The sequence below is a fragment of the Meinhardsimonia xiamenensis genome (assembly GCF_900102905.1).
Lineage (GTDB): Bacteria > Pseudomonadota > Alphaproteobacteria > Rhodobacterales > Rhodobacteraceae > Meinhardsimonia > Meinhardsimonia xiamenensis.
Window position 1 is genome coordinate 762,480 of sequence record NZ_FNFV01000001.1, and the last position, 15,451, is coordinate 777,930.

Consider the following 15,451-nt stretch of genomic DNA (forward strand, 5'->3'; position numbering starts at 1 on the left):
CGCGGGGGCGTTATGGGGGGCGGGATGGGCGTTCGATGTCCGCCGCAAGGCGTCTGCGGGGACACGAGCGGGCAAGAGGGGGTGCGCCAGGAAGGGGTACCGGAGGCAATGCACCGGCAACTCGGGCGACTCTTCTTCGGGTGATGGGACGGGAAGATGGGAAGGGCGAACACGATCGTCCACGGCACGGCGGTGGCCCTCTCGGGGCGAGCGGTGCTGTTTGTCGGCCCGTCCGGGAGTGGCAAGTCGGGGCATGCCCTGGCGCTGATGGCGCTTGGGGCGGATCTGGTTGCCGACGACCGCACCGAGATTGCGGCGCGGGAGGGGCGGCTCATCGTCTCGGCACCGCCCAGTCTCAGGGGGGTGATCGAGGCCCGCGGGGTCGGTCTGCTGCGGGCCGCGTCGCGCCAGAACGTGCCGCTGGCGCTCGTCGTCGATCTCGGCCGCCGCGAGGAGGCGCGCCTGCCGCCGCAACGCACATGGGAGTGCCTGTCGCTGAGCGTGCCGCTCCTTCACAAGGTCGAGAGCGCCATCCTCATACCTGCGATCGTGCAATACCTCAGGGGAGGAGGTCTGGCTGATGTCTGATGAGGCGAAAGCCGCGGCTGAACGCGCTGCGGCACCAACGGCGCCCGCGCAGGTGGACGAGGCGGGCGCGGGCGAGGCGCATCGCCTGGTGCTGATCACCGGCCCCTCGGGCGCCGGGCGCTCCACGGCGATTCATGTACTCGAGGATCTAGGCTACGAGGTCATCGACAACCTGCCCTTCAGCCTTCTGCCGCGCCTGCTCGACGGCCCGCCCATCGGGCGGCCGCTGGCGCTCGGCCTCGATACGCGCAACCGCGATTTCAGCGTCGACGGCTTTCTTGAGCTGCGCGCCCGACTTGCGCGCGACCCGGCGTTGCGGGTCGAGGTGCTCTACCTGGACTGCCGGCGCGACGTGCTCGTGCGCCGATATTCGGAAACCCGCCGCCGCCACCCGCTCGCGGGTGCCGAGGCGCCGAGCATCGGCATCGAGCGCGAGCAGGAGCTTCTGGTTCCGATCCGTGCCCATGCCGACGTGCTGATCGACACCTCGGAGCTGACACCGCACGAGCTTGCCGCCGAGATCCGGCGGTTCTTCGACCCAAGCCCCGAGCACGGGCTCAGCGTCTCGCTGCATTCGTTTTCGTACAAGCGGGGGATACCCCGCGGCATGGATCTCGTCTTCGACGTGCGCTTTCTTCGCAATCCGCACTGGGAGCCCGAGCTTCGCGAGTTGACGGGGCTCTCGCCCCGGGTGCGAGAACATGTGTCGGCCGATCCGCGGCACGCCGAATTCTTCGAGCGGGTCGCGGAGCTTGTCGATTTCCTGCTCCCTGCCTACCGGGAGGAGGGAAAGTCGCATCTGTCGATCGGTTTCGGTTGCACGGGGGGCAGGCACCGTTCGGTGACGCTGGCCGAACAGCTCGCGAATCGCCTTGAAAAGGCAGGCTGGCAGGTCTCTATAAGGCACAGGGAGCTGGAGCGGCGCATGGGGGCAGCGCCCGACACTTCGGGGTGACTTTGGGGTGACGCCTTGATTGGCATCGTGATCGTCGCGCATGGTGGTCTTGCGAAGGAATATCTTGCTGCCGTCGAGCATGTGGTGGGCAAGCAGCGGGGCATTGTGGCGATAACGATCGAGCCTGACCATGACCGCGAGTTGAAACAGGCCGAAATCTGCGCCGCGGCCGACAGCGTTGACGAGGGGGAGGGCGTGGTGGTGGTCACCGACATGTTCGGGGGCTCGCCCTCGAATCTGAGCCTCAGGGCGTGTGAACCGGCCAACCGCCAGATCGTCTACGGTGCCAACTTGCCGATGCTGATCAAGCTCGCGAAATCGCGCAGCCTGCCGCTGCGCGACGCGGTCGCGATCTCGCTCGAGGCCGGCCGCAAGTACATCGACGCCTTCTCCGGCCCGGCGGTGCGCAAATAGCCAGAGGAGTGGGCGGCGGTGAGCGAGTGGATCACGCGACAGCTGACGATCGTCAACGAGAAGGGGCTGCACGCCCGCGCCTCGGCCAAGCTGGTCGAACTGGTCGAGGCCCACGACGCGGAGGCCGAGGTCAGCCGGGACGGCGTCACGGCCTCGGGCGACAGCATCATGGGGTTGCTGATGCTCGCGGCCTCCCGCGGCTCGGTGATCGAGCTGCGCACGCGCGGGCCGGAGGCCGAAAAGCTTGCCGATGCGATCGAGGCACTGGTGGCCGACCGTTTCGGTGAGGAGATGTAGCTTTTGGCGCGCGAACAGCGGGAGAGGCACCGATGGTCGAGGCCCCGGTTGCGCTGTGGGAGGTGACGGCCAGGGAGCGCTGGCCGGACGGAGCCGCGCTTTGCGGCGAAGCCCGCTGCGACGTGGCGATCGTCGGCGGCGGGTTCACCGGGCTTTCCACCGCGCTCCATTGTGCCGAGAGGGGGATGTCGGCGCATGTGCTGGAGGCCGAGCGGGTTGGTCACGGAGCTTCCGGGCGCAACGTGGGGCTGGTGAACGCCGGGCTCTGGCTTGCCCCCGACGCGGTGGAGGCCGCGCTTGGCCCCGAGCGCGGGCGGCGCCTTGTCGATGAGCTCGGGCAGGCCCCTGCATATGTGATGGGGCTGATCGAGCGTCACGGGATCGATTGCGAGCTTACCCGTAGCGGCACGATCCACGCGGCGCATTCACCGCGCGCCCTTGCCGGGCTTGCGGCGCGCGCGGAGGCGTGGCGGCGCCGCGGCGCCCCGGTGGAGCTTCTTGACAGGGAAGAGGTGGCGCGGCTCGTCGGCGGTGGCGGGTTTCACGGCGGGCTCCTCGACCGGCGGGCCGGCACCATCAACCCCGCGGCCTACGCGCGGGGGTTGGCGCGGGCGGCGCTCTCGAGGGGGGTGCGGATCAGCGAGCGTTCGCCGGTGCGCGCCATCCTGCGCGCGGGCGGACGATGGCGGCTTGAATGCGACGCGGGTGCGCTCCTGGCCGAGCGGGTGGTCGTGTGCACCAACGCATATGGCGGGCGCCTGTGGCCGGGGCTGGGGCGGAATCTGACCATAATCCACTATTTCAACCTGGCCACGGAGCCGCTGGGCGAGCGCGCCGAGGAGATCCTGCCCGAGGGGCAGGGGCTGTGGGATACCGCGCCCGTCATGTGCTCATTGCGCAAGGATGCGGCGGGGCGGCTCGTCATCGGCAGCATGGGGCGGTTGCGGGGCGGGTTCGCGGCCGGCGCGGACCGGGCCTTTCACGGACTCTCGCAGCGTTTTGCGCAGGCGCGACTTGCGCGGCTGTTTCCCCGCCTTGGCCGCCTGCGTTTCGAGGCGGCATGGGACGGGCGCATTGCCATGACGCCCGATCACCTGCCGCGCATCCATCAGCTGGCCGAAGGGGTGTTTGCCCCGATCGGCTACAACGGCCGCGGCATCACCACGGGCACGGTCTTCGGGCGCGACCTCGCGGCGTTTCTGGCCGGCGAAGGGGACGATGCGTTGCCGCTCCCGCTGACGCCGCCTGACCGCGATCCGTTCAGGCATATCAAGGCGCCCCTCTTCGAGGCGGTCTTCCTGGGCAATCAGCTCTGGCAAGGCTGGCGCTGACCGCGCCTGTCTGCCTCAGTTCAGCCCGTTGACAACGCCCCACCACAGGAGCGCCACCAGAGCTGCCGCCAGGAACGCAAGCGCAAGCGCGACCAGAAGCGCCACGCCATCGCGCTCGATCAGGCCGATGGCGAGGAAGCTCGCGGCAATCGCCGGGGGGATGTTGCCGACAAAGGGAATGGGCAGGATCATCGTCAGCCCGAGAACGGCGCCGAGAACGCCGGTGATGGCCTGACCCACCGGCCCCTCGGCAATCCCGGGCAGGCGCGGGCGGAAGAACCGCTCGGCGCGTGAGACCGTGGGGCCGATCCGCTCGGCAATGCGGGCAAGTGCCGCGCGCGGAAGCCGCCGGTCGCGCAGGCGGCGCGGCAGCCAGAGAGTTTCGCGGCCAGCAAGCAGTTGCAGCGAGATGAGCAGAATCGCCGCGCCGCACGCCGTGGGGATTCCCGGCGGCATCGGCAGCCAGCAGGGCAGGGCAAAGACAAGCATCGCCGCACCATGCGCCCGCCGACCGAGGACGGCGAGAATCTCGCCGAAGCTTACCGTCTCGCCCTCGCCAACCTCGTGCAGCGAGGCAACGATTTCCGAAATCCGCTTTTCCACGGCAGAGCTCCTTCGCCGCCCATCATCGCTTAAGACGGAGCGCCATTGGTGTAGAGGAATGCGACGTAAGCGCCATAGGCAATGAGCATGGTGCCGCCCCACAGCCGCCCGATCGAGGGGCGCAGGGCGAGAAGAAGCGCAAGAAGCACGGCGGAAAGAACGAGGCCGATGCCGTCGACCCCGGCAAAGCGCGGATCAACCGTGAGGGGCTGTACCGTCGCAGTCAAGCCCGTGATGCCGAGTATTCTGAAGATGCAGCTTCCGATGACGTTGCCAAGCACGACATCGCCTTGGCGTCTCATCGCGGCGACCACCGTAGCCGCAAGTTCCGGCAAAGACGTCCCGATGGCCACAAGGGAAAGGCCGATGACTGCCTCCGACACGCCCAGCAATCGGGCAAGGTCCACCGCCCCGTCAACCAGAAGGTCCGCACCCAGCACCAGGCCGACCAGCCCGCCGACGACGAACAGAAGCGCGTAGGATGCCCCGCCGGCAGGCAGGGGTTCCACCGCCGCCGCCTCGATCTCGTGCAGCGATGCCTGGCGTTCGCGCCGCTCGAGCCAGTGGGTGGTGACGAGATAGGCCACCAGCCCGGTCAGCAGCAACGCGCCCTGAACCCGGCCGATGACGTCTTCCCGCAGGAGCGCATACATGAGCAGCGTGACGGCTACGAGCGTCATCGACTCGCGCACGGCGCCCCTCATCCAACCCGCAAGCGGCGCAATCACTGCCGCGGTGCCCACGAGAAGAAGCACATTGGCGATGTTGCTGCCGACGACCGTTCCGAGCACGATCTCGGGGGTTCCGGCAAGCGCCGCGTCGATCGAAACGATCAGTTCCGGCATCGAGGTGCCGAAACCCACCACGACGAGGCCGATGACGAGTTTCGAGACACGCAGCCGACGGGCAAGCGCCACGCTGCCGCGCACGAGCGCCTCGCCGCCAGCATAAAGGAGGGCCAGCCCGGCGATGACCATGACCGCGTCAATCATCACGTTCCTCTCCCTCGTCCGCCCCGGCTCAGCCGCTCGTCGCGATCCCGATCACGCCCGGAGTCACACCCGCCGCACAGGCGCGCGCCCCTGCGAGCCTAGACCCGCCCTGCGTGCGGAAGGGGCGGGGGCGATGAAGGGCATCACCCGCTCGCTCCAGCCCGGCGGCGGTGGCGTCCCCCACAGGCTCTGCCAGCGCGGGTCGTCGTAATCCCACACGATGGGCGGCGCGTCCGGCCCGGGCGGCCGGGCGCCGGCGCAGACGAGACCGGTGCGGTGACCATCGGCGTCGAGCAGATAGAGATAGAGCGCGTTCGAGATGCCGTGCCTGCCGGGGCCGTGCTCGATCATTTCGCCATGCCCGGTCGTGGCCATCAGGTCGAGAAAGTCGAGCACATGCGCCGGAGTCTCCACGCGCCATGAAAGGTGGTGCAGTCCAGCGCCTGCTCCTTCGACAAGGCTCAGCGTCTCGCCCGTGCCGAAGTTGCCGAGAAGCGCGACGCGAAGACGGCCGGAGTCTTTCTCGCGCACCGCCTCTGACATGAGGAAGCCCAGAGCACCGTAAAACGTCACCGCCGCCGCAACGTCCGGGGTCCGCAGGCAGACGCGATCGAGCCAGAGCGGCCGCGCACCGTGGTGCAGCCTGTAGCGCTGGTGCAGGGGCGGCATCGGCGTCATGCCGCAGTAGAATTCAAGCGGCACACCCCAGGGATCGGCAGCGCGCAGCACCCGCCGAGCCGTCCACGGCCGTTCGATCCATTCCGCGCGAAGGCCGCGGCCGGTGAACCAGCGATGCGCCCGCTCGAGATCCTCTTCGCGCGCCACCCGGAAGCCAAGCGCCCCGGCCCCCGCTTCCGGCCCTTGGGCGAAGATGAGCGAATGGTGGCCACGCTCGTGCAGGGCGCGCAGGTAGAGGTGCCGTTCGTCCTCGGCGCTGATCTGGAGGCCGAAGGTGTCGACATGGAAGGCACGGGCGCGGTCGATGTCGGGTGTGAAGCGCTCGACATAGCCAAGGCGGGCAATGCCAAACGGCAGGACGGGGGGCGATTGCTTTTCCGGCATTCTCCTCTCCCTTGCGCGTCTTTCGCGCGCGACCGGCGCAGAGCACCAGCGGCACGCCGTGCCCACCGCTTGGCACTCTTTCGCCTCGGGTCATCGCGTGGGTTTGGGCACCTCGCCGCGGTAGTCGTAAAAGCCGCGCTGCGTCTTTCGGCCAAGCCAGCCTGCCTCGACATATTTCACGAGGAGCGGGCAGGGGCGGTACTTGGTGTCGGCCAGGCCTTCATGCAGCACGTTCATGATCGCAAGGCAGGTGTCGAGCCCGATGAAATCGGCAAGCTCCAGAGGCCCCATCGGATGGTTGGTGCCAAGTTTCATCGCCTTGTCGATCGACTCGACGTTCCCCACCCCCTCATAGAGCGTGTAGACCGCCTCGTTGATCATCGGCATCAGGATGCGATTGACGATGAAGGCGGGGAAGTCCTCTGATGACGCGGCCGTCTTGCCGAGACTCTCGACCACCTTGAGCATGGTCTGATAGGTCTCGTCATCGGTGGCGATGCCGCGGATGAGCTCGACGAGCTGCATCACCGGAACCGGGTTCATGAAGTGCAGCCCCATGAACTTCTCGGGCCGGTCGGTGCGGCTTGCAAGCCGCGTGATCGAAATCGAGGAGGTGTTGGTGGTCAGGATCGTGTGCGGCTTCAGATGCGGCACCAGATCCTCGAAGATCGCCTGCTTCACCGTCTCCCGCTCGGTGGCCGACTCGACGATCAGGTCGCAGGCGCCGAGCTCGGCCAGCGTCATCGTCGTGCGGATGCGCCCGAGCGCGGCCTTCATGTCTTCCTCGGTAATCTTGCCTCGCGCCACCTGCCGGCCCATGTTGGTCTCAATGGTGGCGAGGGCCCGATCAAGCGCTTCGCGGCTGATGTCGTGAAGCAGCACGTCATAGCCGGCCAGCGCGAAGACATGGGCGATGCCGTTGCCCATCTGACCGGCGCCGACAACTCCGACGCTGTGGATTTCCATGGCCTGTCCGTTCCGCTCCTTGTGTGCCCGGGCAGCATAGGCGCGCGCGCGCCTCGCGCAACCGCAATGTGGCGCGGCGCAATCCGGGTCTGACCGTTTCGCCGGACGCCGGCAAGGCGGGGCGGGAAATCCGGAAAATTGCTGCTCTTAGGCAAGTCTCAACCAGCGCGGGTCATGCTGTCTCTTGGGTGTGAGACAAACGTGGGGTGGCGCGATGCACGTCGCAGGCACGGCCCGGCTGGGGCCGGACTACCAGCCTTGTCAGTATGGCCGTTCGAAGGTGAGCTTCCGGGGGCCGCGCGTTGAACCCGAGGGACGCTATTTGGTGTATCTTGGGGGCAACGAAACATTCGGCAGGTTCATCGAGGAGCCTTTTCCCGTTCTGGTGTCCCGGGCGGTGGGGCTCCCGGCGATCAACCTTGGCTGCGTCAATGCGGGCCTCGACCTCTACGTCAAGGATTCGAGCCTGCTCGAGATCATCGCCCGGGCCGAGACGGTGGTGATCCAGATCATGGGCGCACAGAACATGTCGAACCGCTTTTACGCGGTGCATCCGCGCCGCAATGACAGGTTCCTGCGCGCCTCGATGACGCTGAAGGCGCTGTATCCGGAGGTGGACTTCACCGAATACCACTTCACGCGTCACCTGTTGATGGCATTGCGTGCGCAATCGCCGCGCTGCTTCGATCTTGTGGTCGAGGAGTTGCGGGCGGCCTGGGTGGCGCGGATGCGCGGCCTGATCGAACAGGTCACGGGACGGGCGATCCTGCTGTGGCTGTCCGACCGCGCGCCCGAAGACGATGCCGAAGAACTCACTCCGGGCGGCGAGCCGCTTCTGGTGAATCGCGAAATGCTGAACGCCCTGGCGGACACCGGTGCGCAACTGGTCGAACATGTCGCCAGCCCTGCGGAAATCGCCTCGGGGCGCGAGGCGATGGTGTTCTCGGAAATCGAGCAGGCCGTGGCACGCGAGATGCTCGGCCCGCGGGTGCATGCCGACGTGGCCGCCCGCCTCGTGCCCTTCTTCGCCCCGAGGGATGAATTGAAAAGGCCCGCCTGATCGGCGGGCCTTCGCGATCGATCACGCCGCGGCCTGCGTCAGGCGTTCTTCTCCGGCAGCTTCTCGATGAGCTCGGGAACCGCCTGGAAGAGGTCGGCGACAAGCCCGTAGTCGGCCACCTGGAAGATCGGCGCCTCCTCGTCCTTGTTGATGGCGACGATGATCTTGGAGTCCTTCATGCCGGCCAGGTGCTGGATCGCCCCGGAGATGCCGACCGCGATGTAGAGCTCGGGCGCAACCACCTTGCCCGTCTGGCCCACCTGCCAGTCGTTGGGGGCATAGCCCGAGTCCACCGCCGCGCGCGAGGCGCCGACGGCCGCGCCGAGCTTGTCGGCGAGTTGCTCGATGAGCCTGAAGTTCTCCTCCGAGCCGACGCCGCGGCCGCCCGAGACCACGATCCTCGCCGAGGTCAGTTCGGGCCGGTCGCTTTCGGCCACCTTGTCCTCGACCCACTCCGACAGCCCCGGATCGGCGGGCACGGCCACGGTCTCGACGGGGGCAGGCGGCTGTTCTCCGGCCGGATCGAAGGCCGTGGTGCGAATCGACAGCACCTTCTTGGCATCCTTCGAGCGCACCGTCTGGATGGCGTTGCCGGCATAGATCGGGCGCTTGAAGGTGTCGGCGTCAACGATTTCGATGACATCGGAGATGACCATCACGTCAAGAAGGGCTGCCACCCGCGGCAGCACGTTCTTGGCGTCGGTGGTGGCGGGTGCGACGATGTGATCGTATTCGCCCGCGAGCGAGACGATCAGGTTGGCCGTGGGCTCCGCAAGCCGGTGGCCAAGCGAGGGATCCTCGGCCAGGAGCACCTTTTTCACCCCGGCGATCTTCGCCGCCTCCGATGCGGCATCGGCCGCCTTCGCGCCGGCGGCGAGAACCGTCACCTCGCCCAGCTTCGACGCCGCCGTGACGGTGCGCGCGGTGGCATCGTGGTTGAGCTCACCGCCGGTGATTTCGGCAAGAACGAGAACCGCCATCAGATCACCCCCGCTTCCTTGAGTTTCGAGACGAGCTCATCAACCGAGCCCACGATCTGCCCGGCCTGGCGCGCGGGCGGCTCTTCGGTGGCCAGCACCTCGAGGCGCGGCGTCACGTCAACGCCGTAATCGGCGGGCGTCTTCTCCTCGAGAGGTTTCTTCTTGGCCTTCATGATGTTGGGCAGCGACGCGTAGCGCGGCTCGTTGAGGCGCAGATCAACCGTTACCACCGCAGGCAGCTTGACGCGGATGGTCTGCAGCCCGCCATCGACCTCGCGGGTGACAAGCGCGGTGCCATCGTCGATCTCGATCTTCGAGGCGAAGGTCGCCTGCGGCCAGCCCAGAAGCGCGGCCAGCATCTGGCCGGTGGCGTTCATGTCGTTGTCGATGGCCTGCTTGCCGGCGAGCACGAGGCCGGGCTTTTCCTCCTCGACCACGCCCTTGAGGATCTTGGCCACGGCGAGCGGCTCGATGTCCTGATGCACGTCATCGGCGGCGACGACGAGGATCGCGCGGTCGGCACCCATGGCGAGCGCGGTGCGCAGGGTCTCCTGCGCCTGCTTCACGCCGATGGAGACCACCACGACCTCATCGGCCTTGCCGGCTTCCTTCAGGCGGATCGCCTCTTCCACCGCGATCTCGTCGAAGGGGTTCATCGACATCTTGACGTTGGCGAGATCGACACCCGATCCGTCCGGCTTGACCCGGACCTTCACGTTGTAGTCGATCACGCGCTTGACGGGCACCAGCACCTTCATTCGCGTCTCTCCCTCTGACCTCGGGCCCGGAGGCCCGCTCATCCTCGCCGCTCAATAGCGGCTCGCGCCCGACCCTAACAGGGCAAAATCGACGGGAAAAGGGCTTGCGACGTCGCGTTATCGCCAACAGCCTCCGGTTGGCCGTTCATCGGTTGGCGCCGGGCACCCACAGAACGTCGTCCCGGCCGTTGTCGTTGGCGACGCGGGCGGCAACGAACAGCCAGTCGGAGAGCCGGTTGAGATATCGTATCGCCTCGGCGTTCACGGCTTCGTGGCGCGCCAGCGCGACAGCCAGCCTCTCGGCACGGCGGGCGACGGTGCGGGCGAGGTGCAGATGCGCCGCCAGCGCGTTCCCACCCGGCAGGATGAAACTGCGCAGGGGCTCGAGCCCGGCATTCATGGTGTCGATTTCGGCTTCAAGGCGTTCGACCTGCGCGGCGATGATCCGCAAGGGCGGGTGTTCGGCCTCGGCCTCGCCCTCCGCAAGGGGGCGGCACAGATCGGCGCCGAGATCGAAAAGGTCGTTCTGGATGCGGGAGAGCGCGCTGTCCATCTCGCCGGTGGCGTGCAAGCGCGCGAGGCCCACCGTGGAGTTGAGCTCGTCGACGGTGCCATAGGCGTCAACGCGTGCGTCAGCCTTCGAGACGCGCGCCCCGTTGCCGAGCGCGGTGTCTCCGGCATCGCCGGTGCGGGTGTAGATGCGATTGAGCACGACCATGGTTCAGCCTGCGCGATACCAGACGAAGAAGACGATGAGCGCAATGGCCACCGCCTGCGCGCCGACACGCCAGCGCATGATCCGGTTGGCGTGCTTGCGGTTGAACTCTCCGCCGCGCGCGAAGCCGAGGACGCCGACCATCAGAATGACCAGCACCGCGAGCATGGCGACGGCGACGACAATGAAAAGCGGATCGCTGAGCATGGGCGGGCTCCCTTGAAGTCTTGGCCTCGACATAGGGCGTGGGGGGCGAAAAGCGAAGGCCGAAAGGCGTCGTTCGGCTCGCCGCCGCCCGCGACGACTTGCCTCGGCCGCGACTCCTCATCCGCTGCGCGTCAGGATCGCATCGCGCAGCCGGGTTGACAGAAGCCGCCGCATGGCCTCGGCCAGATGCGTGGGCGTGGTCACGCGGTAGCGCGGGCGCGGCCGTGGCGACTCGAGCGCGTGGATGAGACGGCGAGTCACGGCCGCGGGCGGCAGCTCGAAACGGTCGGGTCCGTGATCCTCGTAAAGCCGGGCGCGGAGCCGCGCGTACTCCTCGCGGCGCGCCGACTGCTCCCAGTCGATCCAGCGCTCGAAATGGGGGATGGCGTTCTGCCGGATGCGGGTGGTGATCGGGCCTGGCTCGATCAGCACAACGTCAATGCCGGTGCCCCGCATCTCCAGCCGGAGAACATCGGTGAGCCCCTCGAGCGCGTGCTTGGTGGCGACATAGGCACCCCGCCATCGCGCCGGCGTGAAGCCCAGCACCGAGGAGTTCATCACGATCCGCCCTGCGCCCTGCGCCCGCATCACCGGGATCACCCGGCGGGTGAGCTCGTGCAGGCCGAAGAGGTTGGTCTCGAAGATCGCGCGCAGGCCCTCCGTCGGCAGATCCTCGACCGCTCCGGGCAGCGCGAAGGCGGCGTTGTTGAAGAGCGCATCGAGCCGCCCGCCGGTCGCGGCAAGCACCTCATCGAGCGCGCGCCCGATGCTTGCGGGGTCATCCACGTCAAGCCGCGGAGCGGAAAGCCCCATCGAGCGCAGCTCCTCGCAGTCGGCCTCCTTGCGGCAAGCGGCAAAGACCTGCCATCCGCGCGCCTTGAGCGTCATTGCCGCATCGCGCCCGATGCCTGACGAACAGCCTGTGATCAGGATCGAGCGTGCCATCATTTCCTCGTGCTTTACCCCGGCCCGGCCCGGCGCTATCACCAGAGCAATGAACGAGACCACAGAAGACCGCAACATCGAGCAGTTCGAGCCGCTCTCGCGCGCGATCAGCGAGCGGTATCTCACCTACGCGCTCTCCACGATCATGCACCGGGCGCTGCCGGACGCGCGCGACGGGCTCAAGCCGGTGCACCGGCGCATCCTCTATGCGATGCGCGAGCTGCGGCTTTCCTCCACCGGGGGCTTCCGAAAGTCGGCCAAGATCTCGGGCGACGTGATGGGCAACTACCACCCGCACGGCGACGCGGCGATCTACGACGCGATGGCCCGCCTCGCCCAAGACTTCAACCTGCGCTACCCGCTGGTGGATGGGCAGGGCAACTTCGGCTCCATCGACGGCGACAACCCCGCCGCCTCGCGCTATACCGAGGCGCGGCTTACGGCCCTTGCCGAAGCCCTCATGGAGGGGCTCGACGAGGATGCCGTCGACTTCCGCGACAACTACGACGGCACGCTGCGCGAACCCGTTGTGCTGCCGGCGGCCTTCCCGAACCTGCTGGCCAACGGGGCGAGCGGCATTGCCGTCGGCATGGCCACCAACATTCCGCCACACAACATCGGCGAGCTCGTGGATGCCTGCCTGCATCTGATCCGCGCGCCGAACGCCCGCGACGACACCCTGCTCGACCACATTCCCGGCCCCGACTTTCCAACCGGGGGGGTGATCGTGGAGCCGCGCGAGCAGATCGCCGAGGCCTACCGCACCGGGCGCGGGGCGTTCCGGCTGCGCGCGCGCTGGGAGGTCGAGGAGCTGCCCCGCGGCCAGTGGCAGGTGGTGGTCACCGAGATTCCCTATCAGGTGCAGAAGTCGAAGCTCATCGAGAAGCTCGCCGAACTCATCCAGACCCGCAAGGTGCCGCTTCTGGCCGATGTGCGCGACGAATCGGCCGAAGACCTGCGCATCGTGCTCGAGCCGCGCTCGAGGAATGTCGATGCCGAGCTGATGATGGGCATGCTGTTCCGCCACTCCGATCTGGAGGTGCGCTTCTCGCTCAACATGAACGTGCTGATCGACGGGCGCACGCCCAAGGTCTGCTCGCTCAGGGAGGTGCTGCGCGCCTTCCTCGATCACCGCCGCGAGGTGCTGGGCCGGCGCACGCGCCACAGGCTGGGCAAGATCGACCACCGCCTCGAGGTGCTCGAGGGGCTCATCGTCGCCTTTCTCAACCTCGACCGGGTGATCGACATCATCCGTTACGACGACGACCCGAAGACGGCGCTCATGTTCGAGGACTGGGGCGCGCCGCACCCGCGCGCGGCCTCGGAGGCCGATTACGTCTCGCCGCTTGCGGGGCGCGAGGGGCCGCTTGACCCGGCCGAGGCGCAGCTGACCGAGGTGCAGGCCGAGGCGATCCTCAACATGCGGCTGAGAAGCCTGCGCCGGCTGGAGGAGATGGAGCTTGTCGCCGAGCGTGACCGGCTGATGGAGGAGCGCGCCGATCTCGAGGATCTCCTGGCCGACGAGGGCCGCCAGTGGGCGCGGATCGGCGAGGAGCTCAAGGACATCAAGAAGCGCTTCGGCCCCACCGCGCCGGGGGGCGCGCGGCGCACGAGCTTTGCCACCGCCGAGGAGCTGCCCGAGGTCGCCCCCGAGGCGCTGATCGAGCGCGAGCCGGTTACCGTGATCTGCTCGGAGATGGGCTGGATCCGCGCGATGAAGGGCCATGTGCCGCTCGATCAGGAGTTCAAGTACAAGGACGGCGACAGGGGCCGCTTCGTCTTTCATGCCGAGACGACGGACAGGCTGCTCGCCTTCGGCTCCAACGGGCGCTTCTACACCCTGCCGGCGGCGAACCTGCCGGGCGGGCGTGGCATGGGCGAGCCGATCCGGCTGATGGTGGACCTGCCCAACGAGGCCGAGCTCGTTGCGCTCTTCCCGCACCGGCCGGGCGGCAGGCTTCTTGTCGCCTCCAGCACGGGCGAAGGGTTTGTCGTGGCCGAGGACGATGTGCTCGCCCAGACAAGGGCGGGCAAGCAGGTGCTCAACCTCAAGGGCGAGGCCCGGGCGAAGGTGTGCCGCCCTGTCGAGGGCGACCATGTCGCGGTGGTGGGCGAGAACCGCAAGGTGCTGGTCTTCCCGCTCGATGAGCTGCCGCAGATGGCCCGGGGCAAGGGGGTGCGGCTGCAGAAATACCGTGACGGCGGTCTGTCGGATGCGCGCACCTTCCGTCTTGCCGAGGGGCTGAGCTGGCGCGATCCGGCCGGGCGGACACGCACCGAGCACGACCTGACCGAATGGATGGGCCGGCGCGCCACCGCCGGGCGCATGGCGCCAAGGGGCTTCCCGCGCGACAACCGCTTCACCTGAGGGCGCTTCACCTGAGGGCGCCTGGTGGCCGCCCTGGGGTGGCGGCGTTGCAGCGTGGCGGCTTCTCGGCTAGGGCTGAGCGGTGTTCACGTGGAGCGATCAGATGCAGCCAGCGCCCCGACTCCTTCGCACCGCGGCCGCCCTCGCCCTTTCGGCCGTGCTCGCCTCCTGTTCGGCTCCGGCCGCGATGCGCGAGGCCTCGCGCCCCGAGGGCGCGCTTGGCGACTTTCGCCTCGGCTTTGTCATCGTCACCGCCGAGACGCCGGCGGTCGGTCCGCTGTCGCGCACCGCGACGGCCGAGGAATGGGAAGAAGTGCTGGCCGAAGCGATCAGGCGCGAGCTTGGCGGCTACGAGGGCGATCGTCTCTATCACATCGGGGTCAGCGTCGACGGATACACGCTGGCCTTGCCCGGAATTCCGGTGGTCGCGAGCCCCAAGTCGGTGCTGGGCATCGGGGTAACCGTCTGGGATGACGCCAAGGGCGAGAAACTGAACGCCGAACCAAGGCGCATGGCGGTCTTCGAGAGCCTGGGCGGCGACACGGTCCTGGGTTCGGGGCTCACGCGCAGCAGGCGCGAGCAGATGGAAGATCTCGCCGCCAATGCCGCGCGCAAGATCCACCTGTGGCTGCGCGAGAACGCTGCCTGGTTCGGCGTCGGGGCGGAGGCGGGCGCAGCACAGGCGCCGGAGGAGGGGCCCGCATCGCCGGCCGCACAGGCAGAGGGCGAAGACAGGAGATCGGGTGCTTGATTTTGCACGGTAGCATCGCTATCTCGCGCGCGATGCAAACCTACCCGGGGGTCACAGCGCCCCCCAGACCAGCGAGGCGCCGGAAGAATGGCAAAGGCAAAGTTTGAACGGACGAAACCGCATGTGAACGTTGGCACGATCGGCCACGTTGACCACGGCAAGACGACGCTGACGGCGGCGATCACGAAGTATTACGGCGAGTTCAAGGCGTACGACCAGATTGACGCGGCTCCCGAGGAGCGGGCGCGTGGCATCACGATCTCGACGGCGCATGTCGAGTACGAGACGCCGAACCGCCACTACGCGCACGTCGACTGCCCCGGCCACGCTGACTACGTGAAGAACATGATCACGGGTGCGGCGCAGATGGACGGCGCGATTCTGGTGGTTTCGGCCGCCGACGGCCCGATGCCGCAGACGCGCGAGCACATCCTTCTGGCCCGTCAGGTGGGCGTGCCG

Annotated in this window: 18 protein-coding genes; 9 read left to right on the forward strand and 9 right to left on the reverse strand. The window is 67.9% G+C overall.

What is annotated here, in order from left to right; translation table 11 throughout:
* Nucleotides 1-156 precede the first annotated feature (156 nt).
* Genes BLQ14_RS03690 through BLQ14_RS03710 form a run of 5 tightly spaced genes read left to right on the forward strand, consistent with a single transcriptional unit; the run spans nt 157 to nt 3,585 of the window.
* On the forward strand, nt 157-588 hold the full coding sequence (locus BLQ14_RS03690) for an HPr kinase/phosphorylase (RefSeq protein ID WP_092498200.1): 432 nt from the start codon (nt 157-159) through the stop codon (nt 586-588).
* Entirely contained in the window at nt 581-1,543 is a 963-nt protein-coding gene (gene rapZ, locus BLQ14_RS03695; protein WP_092498202.1) for an RNase adapter RapZ, read from the forward strand. The genes BLQ14_RS03690 and rapZ overlap by 8 nt, the downstream gene beginning before the upstream one ends.
* Nucleotides 1,544-1,558: 15 nt before the next feature.
* Entirely contained in the window at nt 1,559-1,957 is a 399-nt protein-coding gene (locus BLQ14_RS03700; protein WP_092498204.1) for a PTS sugar transporter subunit IIA, read from the forward strand.
* 18 nt (nt 1,958-1,975) lie between these two features.
* Nucleotides 1,976-2,254: an HPr family phosphocarrier protein gene (locus tag BLQ14_RS03705; protein ID WP_092498206.1), complete on the forward strand. Its 279-nt coding sequence runs from the start codon at nt 1,976-1,978 to the stop codon at nt 2,252-2,254.
* A 32-nt stretch (nt 2,255-2,286) separates the two neighbouring features.
* Complete coding sequence (locus tag BLQ14_RS03710) at nt 2,287-3,585, forward strand: NAD(P)/FAD-dependent oxidoreductase (protein ID WP_092498208.1); 1,299 nt, start codon at nt 2,287-2,289, stop codon at nt 3,583-3,585.
* Between the two features lie 15 nt (nt 3,586-3,600).
* On the opposite strand, the gene BLQ14_RS03715 is transcribed toward BLQ14_RS03710, so the two are convergent.
* From BLQ14_RS03715 to BLQ14_RS03730, 4 genes are all read right to left on the reverse strand, one after another.
* The gene (locus BLQ14_RS03715) at nt 3,601-4,188 is read right to left on the reverse strand and encodes an exopolysaccharide biosynthesis protein (protein WP_170068391.1); all 588 of its coding nucleotides are present in this window, start codon (nt 4,186-4,188) and stop codon (nt 3,601-3,603) included.
* 29 nt (nt 4,189-4,217) lie between these two features.
* Nucleotides 4,218-5,180: a calcium/sodium antiporter gene (locus tag BLQ14_RS03720; RefSeq protein ID WP_245656915.1), complete on the reverse strand. Its 963-nt coding sequence runs from the start codon at nt 5,178-5,180 to the stop codon at nt 4,218-4,220.
* A 63-nt stretch (nt 5,181-5,243) separates the two neighbouring features.
* Nucleotides 5,244-6,242: a VOC family protein gene (locus tag BLQ14_RS03725; RefSeq protein ID WP_092498214.1), complete on the reverse strand. Its 999-nt coding sequence runs from the start codon at nt 6,240-6,242 to the stop codon at nt 5,244-5,246.
* Between the two features lie 90 nt (nt 6,243-6,332).
* Nucleotides 6,333-7,208: a 3-hydroxybutyryl-CoA dehydrogenase gene (locus tag BLQ14_RS03730; protein ID WP_092498216.1), complete on the reverse strand. Its 876-nt coding sequence runs from the start codon at nt 7,206-7,208 to the stop codon at nt 6,333-6,335.
* Nucleotides 7,209-7,422: 214 nt separating this feature from the next.
* On the opposite strand from BLQ14_RS03730, the gene BLQ14_RS03735 reads away from it, so the two are divergent.
* Nucleotides 7,423-8,268: a DUF6473 family protein gene (locus tag BLQ14_RS03735; RefSeq protein WP_092498218.1), complete on the forward strand. Its 846-nt coding sequence runs from the start codon at nt 7,423-7,425 to the stop codon at nt 8,266-8,268.
* Nucleotides 8,269-8,306: 38 nt separating this feature from the next.
* Here the strand turns inward: BLQ14_RS03735 and BLQ14_RS03740 are convergent, their stop codons facing one another.
* The 5 genes from BLQ14_RS03740 to BLQ14_RS03760 form a co-directional block, all read right to left on the reverse strand.
* Nucleotides 8,307-9,248 (reverse strand): electron transfer flavoprotein subunit alpha/FixB family protein, encoded by a 942-nt coding sequence (locus BLQ14_RS03740; protein ID WP_092498220.1) that lies wholly within the window; start codon nt 9,246-9,248, stop codon nt 8,307-8,309.
* Nucleotides 9,248-10,006 carry an electron transfer flavoprotein subunit beta/FixA family protein gene (locus BLQ14_RS03745; protein ID WP_092498222.1) on the reverse strand — a complete coding sequence of 253 codons (759 nt, stop codon included), beginning with the start codon at nt 10,004-10,006 and terminating at the stop codon, nt 9,248-9,250. The genes BLQ14_RS03740 and BLQ14_RS03745 overlap by 1 nt, the downstream gene beginning before the upstream one ends.
* Nucleotides 10,007-10,151: 145 nt before the next feature.
* The gene (locus BLQ14_RS03750) at nt 10,152-10,724 is read right to left on the reverse strand and encodes a cob(I)yrinic acid a,c-diamide adenosyltransferase (protein WP_092498224.1); all 573 of its coding nucleotides are present in this window, start codon (nt 10,722-10,724) and stop codon (nt 10,152-10,154) included.
* Nucleotides 10,725-10,727: 3 nt separating this feature from the next.
* On the reverse strand, nt 10,728-10,928 hold the full coding sequence (locus BLQ14_RS03755) for a twin transmembrane helix small protein (RefSeq protein ID WP_092498226.1): 201 nt from the start codon (nt 10,926-10,928) through the stop codon (nt 10,728-10,730).
* Between the two features lie 117 nt (nt 10,929-11,045).
* On the reverse strand, nt 11,046-11,876 hold the full coding sequence (locus BLQ14_RS03760; RefSeq protein WP_092498228.1) for an SDR family NAD(P)-dependent oxidoreductase: 831 nt from the start codon (nt 11,874-11,876) through the stop codon (nt 11,046-11,048).
* A gap of 46 nt (nt 11,877-11,922) precedes the next feature.
* Here BLQ14_RS03760 and BLQ14_RS03765 point away from each other — a divergent pair, with 46 nt between their 5' ends.
* From BLQ14_RS03765 to BLQ14_RS03775, 3 genes are all read left to right on the forward strand, one after another.
* On the forward strand, nt 11,923-14,241 hold the full coding sequence (locus tag BLQ14_RS03765; RefSeq protein ID WP_092498230.1) for a DNA topoisomerase IV subunit A: 2,319 nt from the start codon (nt 11,923-11,925) through the stop codon (nt 14,239-14,241).
* A gap of 103 nt (nt 14,242-14,344) precedes the next feature.
* Nucleotides 14,345-14,992 carry a hypothetical protein gene (locus BLQ14_RS03770; RefSeq protein WP_176759520.1) on the forward strand — a complete coding sequence of 216 codons (648 nt, stop codon included), beginning with the start codon at nt 14,345-14,347 and terminating at the stop codon, nt 14,990-14,992.
* 87 nt (nt 14,993-15,079) lie between these two features.
* Nucleotides 15,080-15,451, forward strand: a 372-nt coding sequence (locus BLQ14_RS03775; protein ID WP_143004456.1) for a GTP-binding protein, incomplete at its 3' end; no start/stop codon positions are given.

Bases quoted from the DNA above. Each gene is read 5' to 3' on its own strand.
- BLQ14_RS03745 (WP_092498222.1), bottom strand. From the start codon at position 10,006: ATGAAGGTGCTGGTGCCCGTCAAGCGCGTGATCGACTACAACGTGAAG.
- BLQ14_RS03725 (WP_092498214.1), bottom strand. From the start codon at position 6,242: ATGCCGGAAAAGCAATCGCCCCCCGTCCTGCCGTTTGGCATTGCCCGC.
- BLQ14_RS03760 (WP_092498228.1), bottom strand. From the start codon at position 11,876: ATGATGGCACGCTCGATCCTGATCACAGGCTGTTCGTCAGGCATCGGG.
- BLQ14_RS03710 (WP_092498208.1), top strand. From the start codon at position 2,287: ATGGTCGAGGCCCCGGTTGCGCTGTGGGAGGTGACGGCCAGGGAGCGC.
- BLQ14_RS03730 (WP_092498216.1), bottom strand. From the start codon at position 7,208: ATGGAAATCCACAGCGTCGGAGTTGTCGGCGCCGGTCAGATGGGCAAC.
- BLQ14_RS03755 (WP_092498226.1), bottom strand. From the start codon at position 10,928: ATGCTCAGCGATCCGCTTTTCATTGTCGTCGCCGTCGCCATGCTCGCG.
- BLQ14_RS03750 (WP_092498224.1), bottom strand. From the start codon at position 10,724: ATGGTCGTGCTCAATCGCATCTACACCCGCACCGGCGATGCCGGAGAC.
- BLQ14_RS03735 (WP_092498218.1), top strand. From the start codon at position 7,423: ATGCACGTCGCAGGCACGGCCCGGCTGGGGCCGGACTACCAGCCTTGT.
- BLQ14_RS03720 (WP_245656915.1), bottom strand. From the start codon at position 5,180: ATGATTGACGCGGTCATGGTCATCGCCGGGCTGGCCCTCCTTTATGCT.
- rapZ (WP_092498202.1), top strand. From the start codon at position 581: ATGTCTGATGAGGCGAAAGCCGCGGCTGAACGCGCTGCGGCACCAACG.
- BLQ14_RS03740 (WP_092498220.1), bottom strand. From the start codon at position 9,248: ATGGCGGTTCTCGTTCTTGCCGAAATCACCGGCGGTGAGCTCAACCAC.
- BLQ14_RS03765 (WP_092498230.1), top strand. From the start codon at position 11,923: ATGAACGAGACCACAGAAGACCGCAACATCGAGCAGTTCGAGCCGCTC.
- BLQ14_RS03770 (WP_176759520.1), top strand. From the start codon at position 14,345: ATGCAGCCAGCGCCCCGACTCCTTCGCACCGCGGCCGCCCTCGCCCTT.
- BLQ14_RS03690 (WP_092498200.1), top strand. From the start codon at position 157: ATGGGAAGGGCGAACACGATCGTCCACGGCACGGCGGTGGCCCTCTCG.